General features: G+C 51.4%; 14 protein-coding genes and 1 pseudogene. All 15 read left to right on the plus strand.

Going from position 1 to position 13,535, the window contains the following annotated elements:
- The 15 genes and pseudogenes from BAA01_15395 (at position 1) to ssuB (ending at position 13,460) form a co-directional block, all read left to right on the plus strand.
- Positions 1–303, plus strand: a pseudogene (locus tag BAA01_15395) (o-succinylbenzoate--CoA ligase).
- A gap of 208 nt (positions 304–511) precedes the next feature.
- On the plus strand, positions 512–1,741 hold the full coding sequence (locus tag BAA01_15400) for a multidrug transporter (GenBank protein OUM86816.1): 1,230 nt from the start codon (positions 512–514) through the stop codon (positions 1,739–1,741).
- A 337-nt stretch (positions 1,742–2,078) separates the two neighbouring features.
- Complete coding sequence (locus BAA01_15405; GenBank protein ID OUM86817.1) at positions 2,079–2,270, plus strand: DUF2292 domain-containing protein; 192 nt, start codon at positions 2,079–2,081, stop codon at positions 2,268–2,270.
- Positions 2,271–2,525: 255 nt separating this feature from the next.
- On the plus strand, positions 2,526–3,083 hold the full coding sequence (locus tag BAA01_15410; protein OUM86818.1) for an FMN reductase (NADPH): 558 nt from the start codon (positions 2,526–2,528) through the stop codon (positions 3,081–3,083).
- 169 nt (positions 3,084–3,252) lie between these two features.
- Positions 3,253–4,038: an alkanesulfonate transporter permease subunit gene (gene ssuC / locus BAA01_15415; GenBank protein OUM86819.1), complete on the plus strand. Its 786-nt coding sequence runs from the start codon at positions 3,253–3,255 to the stop codon at positions 4,036–4,038.
- Between the two features lie 48 nt (positions 4,039–4,086).
- A complete protein-coding gene (locus tag BAA01_15420; GenBank protein OUM86820.1) occupies positions 4,087–4,365 on the plus strand; it encodes an NrdH-redoxin in 279 nt (92 codons plus the stop codon).
- Positions 4,366–4,409: 44 nt separating this feature from the next.
- Positions 4,410–5,525 (plus strand): alkanesulfonate monooxygenase, encoded by a 1,116-nt coding sequence (locus BAA01_15425; protein ID OUM86821.1) that lies wholly within the window; start codon positions 4,410–4,412, stop codon positions 5,523–5,525.
- A complete protein-coding gene (locus BAA01_15430; GenBank protein ID OUM86822.1) occupies positions 5,522–6,526 on the plus strand; it encodes a sulfonate ABC transporter substrate-binding protein in 1,005 nt (334 codons plus the stop codon). Before BAA01_15425 ends, BAA01_15430 begins: the two co-directional genes overlap by 4 nt.
- Positions 6,527–6,600: 74 nt before the next feature.
- Positions 6,601–7,788, plus strand: a complete 1,188-nt coding sequence (locus tag BAA01_15435) for a carnitine dehydratase (GenBank protein OUM86823.1) — start codon at positions 6,601–6,603, stop codon at positions 7,786–7,788.
- Positions 7,789–8,035: 247 nt separating this feature from the next.
- Positions 8,036–8,851: a nitrate ABC transporter ATP-binding protein gene (locus tag BAA01_15440; GenBank protein OUM86867.1), complete on the plus strand. Its 816-nt coding sequence runs from the start codon at positions 8,036–8,038 to the stop codon at positions 8,849–8,851.
- Positions 8,852–8,878: 27 nt separating this feature from the next.
- The gene (locus BAA01_15445) at positions 8,879–10,012 is read left to right on the plus strand and encodes a hypothetical protein (GenBank protein OUM86824.1); all 1,134 of its coding nucleotides are present in this window, start codon (positions 8,879–8,881) and stop codon (positions 10,010–10,012) included.
- Between the two features lie 14 nt (positions 10,013–10,026).
- A complete protein-coding gene (locus BAA01_15450; protein ID OUM86825.1) occupies positions 10,027–10,788 on the plus strand; it encodes an ABC transporter permease in 762 nt (253 codons plus the stop codon).
- Positions 10,789–10,816: 28 nt separating this feature from the next.
- The gene (locus BAA01_15455; GenBank protein ID OUM86826.1) at positions 10,817–11,401 is read left to right on the plus strand and encodes a hypothetical protein; all 585 of its coding nucleotides are present in this window, start codon (positions 10,817–10,819) and stop codon (positions 11,399–11,401) included.
- Positions 11,402–11,458: 57 nt separating this feature from the next.
- Entirely contained in the window at positions 11,459–12,628 is a 1,170-nt protein-coding gene (locus tag BAA01_15460) for a hypothetical protein (protein OUM86827.1), read from the plus strand.
- A 46-nt stretch (positions 12,629–12,674) separates the two neighbouring features.
- A complete protein-coding gene (ssuB, locus tag BAA01_15465) occupies positions 12,675–13,460 on the plus strand; it encodes an aliphatic sulfonate ABC transporter ATP-binding protein (protein OUM86828.1) in 786 nt (261 codons plus the stop codon).
- Positions 13,461–13,535: the final 75 nt, after the last annotated feature.

Here is a 13,535-nt window from a genome sequence, read left to right on the forward strand (position 1 = left end):
AACATTTCATCCACGGAAGTGGAAGGGGTGATCTACAAGCATCCGGATGTCCTGGAAGTGGCCGTGATTGCCGTTCCGGATGACAAATGGGGAGAGGTGCCCAAGGCGCTGGTGGTGCGGAAAGAAGAATCAACCCTGACAGAGGAAGAACTGATCCGGTTTTGCCGGGACAACATGGCGCATTATAAAGCGCCCAAATCGGTGGAATTCGTGTCTTCTCTGCCGCGGACAGCCACCGGAAAACTGCAAAAGTACAAGTTGCGTGAAACCTATTGGGCGGGAAGGAAAAAGCGGGTGCAATGACGCGTGGAACTGGCGGAATGATTGCCTCCTTTTTTCACTCGGCTTATAATAAAAATAATGACGTGAAATGATCGCTGAAACAGATAAAGGAACGACGACGGCTATACAGGGGACTGGAACGGTCCGGAAAGACGGCGTTCCCCTCTTTTTTGCCCAATCATTTAGGGGAACGAAATGTTGAACCGGCATGTGGTGAGGAGTGCGGTGGATGGAACAGTGGAAGCGAAACCTGGGGATTCTCTGGGTCGCACAGTTTTTTGTCATGGCTTCGATGAGCATGATCATTCCTTTTCTCCCTCTGTACGTTCAGGAACTGGGAGTGCGTGATCCGGCTGCTGTTACACGATGGGCCGGGTTTATTTTTGGCGCCAATTTTTTTTCTGCTTTTCTGTTTGCTCCTTTTTGGGGTGCATTGGCTGACCGGCATGGAAGAAAGATTATGTTGCTCCGTTCCGGGTTTGGAATGGCGATCACGATTTCCTTGATGGGATTGGCTGCCACGCCGTTGCAACTGTTGCTGCTGCGTTTTCTCAATGGGATGATTTCCGGGTTCATTCCAGCGGCAACCTCGCTGATGGCTGTGAACACGCCGAAGGATAAAACGGGTCAGGCTCTCGGGATTCTCCAGTCAGGAACGGTGGCCGGGACGATTATGGGGCCGTTCCTTGGCGGGCTTTTGGCGGAGTGGATCGGCTTTCGCCAGATGTTTCACTATACGGGCATGGTCATTTTGGCGATGGCGGTTCTGGTATGGATCGGCGTAAGGGAGGATTTTGTCAAACCGACAGAGGGACAGCAGAAGGCGATGAAGGGAAGCTTTTCCGCGGTGATGCGCACGCAGCCTCTGCTGGCTTTGTTTGCCGTGGGATTTATGATCCAATTTGCGATTATGAGCGCGCAGCCGTTGTTGCCGCTTTTTGTCCAGGAAGTGCATCCAACCACACAATATGTGGCATTTTACGCGGGGCTGGTGCCGGCAGTGACCGGTATGGCCAATATGTTGGCGTCGCCGTTTTTGGGACGATTGGGAGACCGGAAGGGAACCCAGTACGTCCTGTTTTACTCATTGCTCGGGGCGACCCTGTTTTGTATTCCCCAGGCATTTGTCCACTCGATCGGCGCGTTATTGGTGACCCGGTTTTTACTGGGGTTGTGTATTGGCGGGCTTTTGCCTTCGGTCAATGCTTTGATTCGAAAATTTTCTCCCCCCGGGCAGGAAAGCACGACATACGGATACTGCAACAGCGCGCTCTTTATGGGCAACATGTTGGGGCCCATCCTGGGAGGGGTGCTGGCTGGAGTCATCGGCATCCGCGGTGTCTTTTTGTTGGGCGCGGTCCTGTTTGCGATCAATACGATGTGGGTCAAATATGTGTTTGAGCACCGGGTAGATGAATCACGGCGGCTTCGCTTGCGGAAAAACCTGCTGCCCAGATAGCGCCGATGAACGCGCTTTTTTTGATGTGACAGCATGCCTGGCGGAAGGATGGCGGGTGAAAAATTTTGTATTCTCACTTGATCACTTGGATTAATATGAATAAAATGTATCTCAAGTTCGTTTTCCCGCCGTTGTCTATGTCTATTTGAGTCAAGGATTGGTTTTAGCAAAAGAAGGAATAACACTGCGGGAACGGCGGAGGGGGGGGATTGCGTTTCAAGAAGCGGATGAGATGGTTTTGGTGCGGCATGCGCGGGTACTATCCTGTTACTATACCTAACCAGCATGGAACATGCGGTACAACATACTGGACACAAGCGGCTGGGAGGCGAGGAGATTGATCCAAAACAAAATTGATCAGGAATGGCTCGAACGGATCATCCGTTCACTGGAAGGCTTGGAATACGGATCGGTACAAATTATCGTGCATGATTCTCAGATTACGCAAATCGAGAGGCTGGAAAAATTTCGTTATCCTCTTGAGAAAAAAACATTCCCCTTAAAGGAGGGAAGCCGAAAAGTAAAATAGTCATGAAAAGATACAGAAATTGCCGATCGGTTCACCGAAGGCTCCTTTCATCTTGCTTGTGCATGCATTGAGATGAAGGAGCCTTTTTGACATCTGTTTGTCATGACGGGGTTGACGCGCTGGGTGCTGAAATTTATAATCAAAATACCTATTATTTTTATAAGAAATATAAGGAATGCCGACCGTTCAAACGGAGGCCCCTGTTCCTGCGTGCTGCAGGAATCGGGGCTCATTTTTTTCGAGGGAGGAGTAGCGATGAGCCGCGTGGTAGCCATTTCCGGGAGTCCGTCCCGTATTTCAAGGACTGCGCACGTTTTGGAGCATGCGGGAAAATTGCTGGAAGACAGGGACATTTCGGTGTCTATTGTGAATGTGTTGGACATTCCTGCCGAAGATTTGGTGCTGGGCTCTTACGACAGCGAGGCAGTACAATCTGTGTCCAAACAGATCCAATCGGCTGATGGCGTTATTTTCGGAACACCGGTGTACAAGGCGTCCTATACAGGCGTTTTGAAGTCCTTGCTCGATCTTCTGGACAGGGATGCGCTGGCGGAAAAGGTGATTTTGCCGATCGCATTGGGAGGCTCGCCCGCCCATTTTCTGATGATCGATTATGCCTTGAAACCTGTATTGAACGCCTTGGGGGCACGGAATATTTTAGGTGGCGTGTATATTCTGGACACGCAGGTGAGTTTGGAAGAAGGGAAGCAGGTGAAGCTGGCGGATGAGGCCGAAGTCCGGTTGCGCAAGTCGCTCTACGAGTTCAGCAGTATTTTGGAGCGAAAAGATGTCTCATTATCGGGTATCCGGTGAGAGAAAGGGGCGTGCAGGATGATGCGGGTCTAAACGAATGACCTTCCGCATTTGCCCTGAGCAAATGTCGCTGCTGCATGTCGCTGCACGGAAGGTGAATCTGTCATAGGGGCCTTTTGGCGAGGTGGCGGCCAGCGATCATCTGCCGGAAAGAAAGGAGAGTGTTTGGATGAAAAAAGCCATCTTTCTCGACCAGGCGGCCAAAAGGCTGGTCCCCTGGTTGTTGCCGGTCCTGTTCATTCTTGCGTGGCAGTGGTTATCCAAGCATGGACTGCTCTCGAACAAGATTCTTCCGGCGCCGACAGATGTCCTGCGGGCGGCCGCGGAGCTGATCCTTTCTGGGGAGTTGTTTCGGCATCTCTTCATCAGTTTTCAACGGTCCATCATTGGCTTTCTTATCGGCGGAAGCATTGGCTTTCTTTTGGGATTGGCCAACGGCTTGTTTCCCGTTGCCGAGAAGTTGTTTGACACGACGATCCAAATGATTAGGAATATTCCCCATCTCGCGATGATTCCGCTGGTGATTTTGTGGTTTGGCATCGGGGAAGAAGCGAAAGTGTTTTTGGTGACGATTGGGGTGTTGTTTCCGGTATACGTGAATACACTTCACGGTATCCGTTCGGTCGACCAGGGGCTGATGGAAATGGGCAGAGTATATGGACTGCGCTCATGGTCGCTGTTCTGGCAGGTGGTTTTGCCGGGAGCGCTGCCTTCGATTTTGGTGGGCGTGCGTTATGCGTTGGGGATCATGTGGTTGACGTTGATCGTGGCCGAGACGATTGCGGCTGATGCGGGAATCGGCTACATGGCAATGAACGCGCGAGAATTTATGCAAACCGATGTGGTGCTGCTCAGCATCCTGCTTTATGCATTGTTTGGAAAGCTGGCCGATTCGATGGCGAGATCGTTGGAAAAAAGATGGTTACAGTGGAATCCCAACTACCAAAACTTGTAAACGGTATTCTTCATACTTATGGACGCGGAAACAAGGAGGAGAAGCGAAATGTCAAGCAGCAAGAAAATTGTGTTGTGGAGCCGGAAAGGATGTCAGGCCTGTCAAGAATTGAAGGCTTTTTTGGCGGAAAAGGGTTATTCTTACGAAAATGTGGATGTGGAGGGCAGGGATTACCTGCGGGACATTCTGGAATTGAAGTATGGCGTACGTCATGTGCCTGTGGTGGAAATTGGCAGTCATGGGATTTATGAAGGGATCACCGATTCGGACTTTGCGCGGATTGAGCGTTTGTTAAGCGGCAGTGAAAGAAGCGGCGGTGAATCCTAGCATCGGGTCGCCGGACGTACGAAGACTGACGGGAGGGGAAGCGAATGGTTGAATTTATTACGATGGCGCCGACGTCGGGGGATGGACGGTACGTAGGAGCCGGAAATTACAATTCCCAGAGGATGGACGGGTGGTCGGCCAGCACAGAACGACAACCGTCGCTCGAGTATATTTCACGCATCGCCCAGGCGGCAGAGAGAGGCGGTTTTTCCACTTTATTGTTGCCCACTGGGGGGAATTGCCTGGATTCGCTGGTTGTGGCTTCTTCGTTGATCCACTATACCGAAACGTTGAAATTCCTGTTTGCGGTAAGGCCCGGGTTTACTGCGCCGGCGCTGTTCGCCAGGCAATTCGCCACCGTCGATTATTGGTCAGGCGGGCGGGCGTTGATCAATATTGTCACAGGCGGCTCGCCGACAGAATTGGCCAGCGATGGGGATTTTTTGGATCATGACACCCGTTATCGCCGAACCAAGGAATTTATCCAGGTGTTGAAACGGTTTTTCGTGGAGGAATCTTTTGATCACGAAGGAGAATTCTATCGCCTGAAAAACGCGTCGCTGTCGCTCAAGCGGGTGAATCAAACGTGCCCGCCCATCTATTTTGGGGGGGCCTCGGAAGCGGCAAAAAGGGTGGCCGCGGAAGAAGCGGATGTTTATATGCTTTGGGGTGAAACGTTGCATCATACGCAGGAGCGAATTGAAGAAATGAAGGCACTGGCGGCGGAGCAAAATCGTTGGTTGAGCTATAGCGTTTCCTTTCAGGTGGTCCTAGGCGAGACGGAGGAACAAGCTTGGGAAAATGCCAGAGAACTTGTGAGCAAGGCAGATCCGATAGCCATCCAAAAGAAGGAAGAGGAGAGCTTGAAAGGGGAGTCGGTGGGGATGAAACGGCTTCACCAGTTGATGGAATCCTCACGCGACCGTGATTTTCGCATTGGACCGAACCTTTGGGCCGGTCTCACCCAGGTGTTGAGCGGCAACTCCATTGCCCTCGTGGGCACCCCGGATCAAGTTGCAGACCGGATTGTTGAGTATGTCAACATTGGCTTCGATAAGGTGTTGTTGCGCGGTTTTCCCCATCTGGAGGTCATTGAGGCGGTAGGGCGCGATGTGATTCCCCGGGTGCGTGCCAAATTAAGGGAGAAAGTCCGGCAATGATGAGCGAACGTGCGACACGAAAGGCGGTTTTCCTTTTCTTGTGCATGGCTTTTTTGGTATTGCCTTTCGTGGGATGCAATCAAAGTCGCCCAACCGCCCAACAGCAAAGCGGTTCCGCTGTTCAAAAGGAACCAGTGAACAATAAAGGGGTCTTGCGCATCGGCTATCAAAAAACAGGGGCGCTTTTGTTGCTCAAGCACCGCAAAACGCTGGAGGAAATTCTGGAGCCTTTAGGTTATACCGTAGCGTGGTCGGAATTTAATACAGGTTTGGCGGTTGTGGAAGCATTAAGTGCTGGAAACATAGATTTTGGCAATGTGGGGGATGCGCCTTCGCTTTTCGGGTTGGCCAGAGGGTTGGATTTTGTCTATGTGGCAAGTGAGCCGTCGGCGCCTCAGGCCGAGGGGATATTGGTCAAAGAAGATTCTCCGATTCAAACCGTTGCCGATTTGAAAGGGAAAAAAGTGGCTTTCAACAAGGCGTCGATTTCGCAGTATCTGCTGACGAAGGCGTTGGCTTCCGCCGGAATGAGCATGAGCGATGTTGAGCCGGTATATTTGGCGCCTTCGGATGCGAGCATTGCTTTTGCTCAGGGAGAAGTGGACGCCTGGGTGGTGTGGGATCCGTATTTCACTGTCGCCGCGGAAAACGGGAATCGGATTTTGACGGATGGAAAGGGATTGGTCCCGTACCGTACGTTTTATTTGAGCCGAAAGGAATATGTGGACCAACATCCAGACGTGATCAAACAAGTGGTTGAAGAACTGCAAAAGGCGGGCAAACAGATTAACGAGAACCCGCGCGAGGCTGCTGATTTGCTGTCGAAAGCGACAAAAATACCTGTTTCGGTGTGGGAGAAGGTGTTGCATAAAAAGCGGTCGGATGCGAATTTTATGGATCAACAAGCGGTGGATGATTTAGAGGTGCAGGCGGATGATTTTTTGAACATAGGCTTGATAGACAAAAAAGTTCAAGTGGCGGATGCGGTATGGAGACCGTGAATGGTGAATCCGTTCTCCGAAATCATGCGTTCTCCAGTTAAAGAATGATAGTTCCGCTTCGGAGGGAAGACTTCATGACAAGTTTGAAAGAAGATGCGCCGCTTGTGGGCCTCAAGGTGATTGAATTGGGGCAAATTGCCGCGGGTCCTTTTGCGGGAATGTTGTTGGCCGATCTGGGGGCGGACGTCGTCAAAGTGGAGCGTCCTGATGGAGGCGATGGCATGCGGGGATGGCCGCCATTGATGGAGAATGAGGATGGGGAGGTATTTAGCGGAAACTTTGCTTCCCTCAATCGAAACAAGCGGAGCATCGCCATTGACCTGAAAGACCCCAATCAGGTGGCCGACTTGAAGGCATTGTGCGCACAAGCGGATGTCTTGATCGAAAATTACAGGCCGGGGGTGTTGCGCCGGCTGGGGCTGGGATATGAAGACTTAAAACACATCAATCCCCGGTTAGTGTATTGTTCCATATCCGGATATGGGCAAACCGGACCATATGCGGGAAAAGGCGCTTTCGACGTGACGGTTCAAGCGATGAGCGGCCTGATGAGCGTCACGGGCGAAGAAAAGGGATTGCCCGTAAAGTGCGGGGTACCGGTCGGCGACTTTGTCGCTGGGTTGTATGCGGCATACACCATCTTAGCCGCCTTGAGCAGGGTAAACAGAGACGGGCAAGGGACCTATATTGACTGTTCGATGTTAGGCGGGTTGCTTGGCATCTCTGCATTGCAAACAAGTGAATATTATGGAACGGGCCAGCCGCCCAGGCGCTTGGGCACGGCTCATCCGCGAAATGCGCCGTATCAAGGGTATGAGGCGAAAGACCGGATGTTCGTCATCGCTGCGGGAAACGACAAGTTATGGCGCAGTGTCTGCCAAGTGATTGGGAGGCCCGAATTGGCGGACGACGAACGGTTTGCGACCCAGGTGCTGCGCGCCAAGAACCAAAAGGAATTGACAGCCATCCTCCAGCCCATTTTTGCCACGCGGACGGCAGAGGAGTGGATGGCTGAATTGGAACGCCTTGGCGTTCCTTGCGCGCCTGTGAATGATTACCATGAGATTCTGCACGATCCGCATGTTCAAAGCATGGGCATCATTGGGGAACTACACTTGCCGAATGGTGTGGCCACCAAATACGTGGGCTTTCCAGTCTTGATGAACAACTATACATTTTCGGTATACCGGAACCCGCCCAAACTGGGTGAACATCAGGAAGAAGTATTTCGGGAATGGCTGAAAAAAGCAGAGCATTCCTGAATTTATCGTTCTGAATGGGTTGACGGAGAGAGAGGAATCATTTAAGATTCACTATAAACATAGTAATTAAATCGGAATAGTGATATGACCGGCAGCGCTGACCGGAAAACCGGAGGCCAAATCTTGCTTCATTCGTAAGATTTGGCCGTTTTTATTTCAATTTACGGATGTGAATGGATGATGAACAAAAAGGGGTGAAGCATGGGTGGCGATCGTCTTGCATGAAAAAAGGTTGTCACAGGAAAGGTTGTCACGGGAGAAAATATTGGCCTCAAACTTGACGTTTACATACGGCCAACAGGACATTTTACGAGATATCAGCCTGACTGTACGGGAAGGGGAATTTCTCGTCGTGATGGGACCGAGTGGATGCGGGAAGAGCACCTTGCTGCGTCTGTTTTCGGGACTCTCGCGGCCACACAAGGGGAAGTTGCTGATTGACGGCCAGCCTGTTACGAGTCCTTCCATAGACAGGGCGATCGTTTTTCAAGATTATTCTTTGTTTCCCTGGCTGACTGCAAGGGAAAACATTGTGGTTTCACTCAAACAGGTGGTACGGCATGCGAGAAAGAAAAGGGAACTGGCAGCCTTGGCCGAGGAATATCTTGAACTGGTGCAACTTGGCCACGCGGCCGATCAATATCCTGGACAGCTGTCAGGTGGAATGAAGCAGCGTGTAGCCATTGCACGCGCCCTGTCCCAACAACCGGACATCCTGCTCATGGATGAGCCGTTCGGAGCCTTGGATCCGATGACGAGGGTTCATTTGCAGGATTTGCTATGCCGGATCTGGGAAGAACGGCGTCAAACCATTGTTTTTGTGACGCATGATGTGGAAGAAGCGATTTACCTGGCCGATCGCATTGTTTTGTTCACGCCAGGCCCTCCCGGCGAAATTGCTGCGGTTTTGGACATTCCGTTTCCTCGGCCGAGAAACCGGAAAAAGTTGTACCTGACATCCGAATTCGGGAAACTTCGTGACCAGCTTCTTTCGATGATGAATGAGGCACTATTCTCCAAGCTGGAAGAACCGCCATCGGTTTCCGGGGAGGAATCCATATAAAAATCCTGAAAGGCAGGAGTGATGGCATTGAAAGGCAGAATCCTCGTTGCATGGTTTGTCTTGTCACTGATTGGCTTTGTTTTAACAGGATGTGGAGGCAACACGGAACGCACAACGACGGGCGAAGAGACGCCGGCAGGTCATGAACATGCCGCGCATCCGTCCGACTCCGGTGACCAGGGAGAAAAGAACGGCGCGCCGTATCAATTGCGAGTGGGTTATGCCACATCGTTGGGTACACAGCTGGGCTTTATTGCCGAACATGAAGGTTTTTTCAAAGAGGAAAATCTGCAAGTTGATTTTATCCCTTTTCAGACGACGGCAGATGGGCTGAATGCCTTGCAGGCAGGCAAGATTGATATCGGCATATCCTTCGGCACGGCCGGGCCTTTGACGTTTATTTCCAAAGGAGCTGATTTCGTCATTTTCGGCGGGCACTTGGAAGGCGGAAGTCCGATATTTTCACGTCCTGAAGATCAGGAAAAATATAAAGATATTCAATCTTTCAAGGGGAAAAAGATCGGAACCATTCGTTTATATACTGGTGACATCGTGTTCCGTGCGGCGCTGGCTGATGCCGGAATTGACTGGAAAAAGGATGTGGAAATCATCGAATTTAAAAATCCGTCGATGTTGATTGAAGCGATCAAAGCGCGAAAAGTGGATGTGGGGGTCGGGGCTCCGTCTAATCTGGGGATGGCCGAAGAGGCTGGCTTGGTTGCGGTGAACTGGAGCAACAATCTCTCCCCCGGACATGTATGTTGCCGTGTCGTGACGCGGGGATCGGAATTAAACGAAAAACAGGAGGCGTACAAACGGTTTGTCAAGGCGCTGATTAAGGCAGAGCGGGCAAAGGAACTGCAGCCTGAGGTTACGGTGACCGCAAGCCAACCGTATCTGAAAATGGATGAGGACAAGATCAGGGACATCGTCTTAGAGCCCCACCAAAACAATGATTCCGATCCAAACAAAAAAGAAGTGGAAAAAATGTGGAGCGCGATGCGACAGATCGGTTATATTCCGGCGGATGTGTCTGTGCAGCTGGAAAACCACATCAATACCGACTTGTACGCAAAAGCTTTGGATGAATTGCTGAAAGAAAATCCCGGCGATCCTTTCTACCAAAAGGCAAAAGAACGCTTTGAAAAACAGAATTTGTGACGGGGGCAAGTGTTATGGCACAGGCTATGGGGAGATATACATGGACTGGCTTGATCATTGTGCTTTTGTTTGTATTGTGGGAGGTCATGACGCATTTCGGCAAAATTCTAAATCCTGTTCTTTTTCCACGGCCGGTGGAAGTGTTTCGCGCGTTATGGGACAGCCGGATAGATTTGATGTCTGGTTTTTTGAGCTCGATGAAACTTTTTTTGCCCGCTTTTCTGCTCGCGCTGCTGCTAGGCGTTGCCGGAGGATTATATTTCGGGATGCACGATAAGGTCAGAGAGATTTTCATGCCGTTTTTTCATACGCTGAGCCCGATTCCTCCAACTATGTACATTCCGTACGCCATCGTATTGCTGCCCACATTCCAGACGGCATCCATTTTTCTGATCTTTGTCGGGGCTTTTTGGCCCATCTTTTTGGGAACGATTCAAGGGGTCCTGGTTATTGATGGGCGGTACCTGGACAATGCGCGCGCTTTGGAATTGCGCGGGAAAGAACTGATCCGGACAGTGGTCTTGCCGGCAAGTATGCCTTTCATTTTGAATGGCACAGGGATTGCGTTGGGATTCGCGTTCATCGTTCTGACCATCGCAGAAATGTTTGGGGCGAAAGAAGGGATGGGGTACTTCATTCAATATTATTCCGATTTCTCGGATTACAAAAATGTAATAGCCGGAATTTTTTTCAACTGCGCTGTGATTCTGTCCATCATGCTTTTGTTTGATCGGATCAAGAGACGATTGCTTTTTTGGACCGGCGATAAATCCTAACTATCTCAAACAATGGAGGGTGATGCACATGTCAGGCCATGATGCGTTCCGTGAATTTGATCAATCCTTGCGGGAAGTGCTCCGGAACGCAACGGAGGATAAGGAGAGGATTGAAGGCGTGCGGCCTTTGTTGCAGAAATTGCTGTCTGTTCCCGGATTGCTGCCGCCTGCGTACCGTCGGCCTCATGCCGACAAATATGCCCAATATCTGCTATACAAACCGGAGGATGAAGCTTTTTCCGTCATTGCGTTTGTCTGGGGGCCGGGGCAGCAATCGCCGGTTCATGATCACTTGGTCTGGGGACTGGTCGGGATGTATGAAGGCGCGATTGTAGAAAAACGGTTCCGGAGAGTGGATGATGGTTCGGATGCAAGCCGGGCCGTGTTGGAAGAAATTGAAACGGTGACGGCCAGCGTTGGGGATATTTCTTTTGTTTATCCCCGGCAAGCCGACATTCATCAAGTATTTAATCCGTTTGATGAGGTGGCCGTTTCGATCCATGTGTACGGCACAGATATCGGCAAGCAGAAACGACACATCTACGATTTGGAGACAGGCTCGATTCGGGAGGTGATTACCCGGCATGACAACACGCGGGCCATTTACGCCTGAACAGAAAGGGTGAAACGATTTCGCCGAAGAATTTTCTGTTGCGAAAGGTGTGTGAAAATGGAGACAATCGTTTCGTCAACAGATGCATACACAGAGAAAGTGAAACAGTTGGCGAGCGCGTTTGCCCGCACAGCGGCCGAACGGGATCGGCTGGGAGACACCCCTAAGGCAGAACGGGATCAACTGCGCGCAAGCGGTTTGCTCAAGTTAATCATTCCTTCACAGTATGGGGGAATGGGAGCGAAATGGCCGGAAGCCCTGTGGGCCGTTCGGGAAATTGCCAAGGCGGATAGCTCGCTGGCGCATGTTTTCGGTTATCATCATTTGCAATTGGCAACGCCTCATTTCTATGGCACGCCGGCACAGAGGGCGCATTATTACAGGGAAACGGCTGCAAAGAACTGGTTTTGGGGGAATGCCATCAATCCGAAAGACACGCGTCTCATTGTGTCCCGTGATGGCGATGGCTACGTCTTAAACGGCACGAAATATTTTTGTTCAGGCGCGAAAGATTCGGACGTTTTGGTGGTTAGCGCTGTGTCTGACGGAGACAGGAGGCCGCATCTATTTGTCCTGCCCTCAAATCGCACGGGGATTATTTTTCACGACGACTGGAACGGCATGGGCCAGCGCCAGACGGACAGTGGCAGCGTCAGCTTTCATAGTGTCCGCGTTCAACCGGACGAACACTTATGCCAGCTGGGGACCAATGGTTCCCCTTTTGCGACGCTGCGTACCGTCCTGACGCAGCTCATCATGACCCATATTTTTGTCGGCATTGCGGAAGGGGCTTTGGAAGAAGCGAAAAAGTATACGCATCAAACGGCGCATGTGCGAAAAGGAGATGTGCTGGAAGATCCGTATATATTGCGTCATTATGGGGAGTTATGGTCCCGGTGCCATGCTGCCGGACAAATCACGAATCATGCTGCGGAGGTTTTCCAGTGGGCCTGGGAACAGCAGTTTGATTTGACAGATGAACAGAGAGGAAAGGCCGCCGTCACGGTTTATGCCGCCAAAGTCACGGCGATAGAGGTGGCGCTTCATGTGACGAACCGCATGTTTGACGTGATGGGAGCCCGGGCCGCCGATGAGAAATACCGTTTTGACCGTTATTGGCGAAATATCCGGACGTTTTCATTGCACGACTCCATTGATGTAAAGTTGCGCGAACTTGGAGCTTATTTTTTAAATGACACGTATCCGGTCAGCGGGTTTTATTCATGACCTTGTCAGGCGAGGAAATCGTGACTGAGGCGAGGAGGTGCGAGCATTGAAATCATCTGGTTATGGTGTGCATATAAAAGTGAGGGGAGTAAAGAAAGACTTCGGGAGCCAGCAGGTGCTTCGGGGCATCGAACTCGAGATCCGGCCGGGAGAGTTTGTGGCGATCATCGGACGGAGCGGGTGCGGAAAAAGCACGTTGTTGCGCCTGATCGCCGGATTGGAAGAGCCGACGGCGGGGGAAATGATGATCAACGATGTGCCGGTTCGCGGACTGAATCCGGAAGTGCGCATCATGTTCCAGGATGCCAGGCTCTTGCCCTGGCGGCGGGTGATTGACAATGTGGCCATTGGACTGAAAAAAGGAGAGGGCGTGAAAGCGGAGTTGGCTTTGCGGCAGGTTGGCCTTCATGAGCGGGCGAAAGATTGGCCCTCGGTTCTCTCCGGTGGACAAAAGCAAAGAGTGGCATTGGCAAGGGCGCTGGCGAGTCAGCCGCGGCTGCTTTTATTGGATGAACCGTTGGGCGCCTTGGACGCGCTGACCCGTATCGAAATGCAGCGCCTGATCGAGTCGCTCTGGCTGGAGCACAAATTTACAACCGTCCTGATTACGCATGACGTGGAAGAAGCGGTTGTCATGGCTGACCGGGTGGTTTTAATTGAGCAGGGACGCATCGCGATGGATTTATCGGTTCCATTTTCCCGCCCCCGGCAACGAGGTCATGCGGCGTTTGCGGCGCTTGTCGACAAGGTGCTCAGGCGCGTGATGGGTGAAGAAGATCAGATGGAAGAAGAGGGGAAAGTGTTGCCAGCCGCTTATGTGGCACAGAAGTAATGCCAGTTCCTTGGCTTTTATAATCGAGAACGAAAGATGCAGGAAGTCTATATAACGGTAACATTTACCCGGGTA

The sequence above is a fragment of the Bacillus thermozeamaize genome (genome assembly GCA_002159075.1).
Classification (GTDB): domain Bacteria; phylum Bacillota; class Bacilli; order ZCTH02-B2; family ZCTH02-B2; genus Bacillus_BB; species Bacillus_BB thermozeamaize.

Excerpts from the sequence above, each read along its gene's own strand:
- BAA01_15450 (OUM86825.1), top strand. The coding sequence starts at position 10,027 with ATGGCACAGGCTATGGGGAGATATACATGGACTGGCTTGATCATTGTG.
- BAA01_15460 (OUM86827.1), top strand. The coding sequence starts at position 11,459 with ATGGAGACAATCGTTTCGTCAACAGATGCATACACAGAGAAAGTGAAA.
- BAA01_15455 (OUM86826.1), top strand. The coding sequence starts at position 10,817 with ATGTCAGGCCATGATGCGTTCCGTGAATTTGATCAATCCTTGCGGGAA.
- BAA01_15400 (OUM86816.1), top strand. The coding sequence starts at position 512 with ATGGAACAGTGGAAGCGAAACCTGGGGATTCTCTGGGTCGCACAGTTT.
- ssuC (OUM86819.1), top strand. The coding sequence starts at position 3,253 with ATGAAAAAAGCCATCTTTCTCGACCAGGCGGCCAAAAGGCTGGTCCCC.
- BAA01_15435 (OUM86823.1), top strand. The coding sequence starts at position 6,601 with ATGACAAGTTTGAAAGAAGATGCGCCGCTTGTGGGCCTCAAGGTGATT.
- BAA01_15430 (OUM86822.1), top strand. The coding sequence starts at position 5,522 with ATGATGAGCGAACGTGCGACACGAAAGGCGGTTTTCCTTTTCTTGTGC.
- BAA01_15420 (OUM86820.1), top strand. The coding sequence starts at position 4,087 with ATGTCAAGCAGCAAGAAAATTGTGTTGTGGAGCCGGAAAGGATGTCAG.
- BAA01_15410 (OUM86818.1), top strand. The coding sequence starts at position 2,526 with ATGAGCCGCGTGGTAGCCATTTCCGGGAGTCCGTCCCGTATTTCAAGG.
- BAA01_15425 (OUM86821.1), top strand. The coding sequence starts at position 4,410 with ATGGTTGAATTTATTACGATGGCGCCGACGTCGGGGGATGGACGGTAC.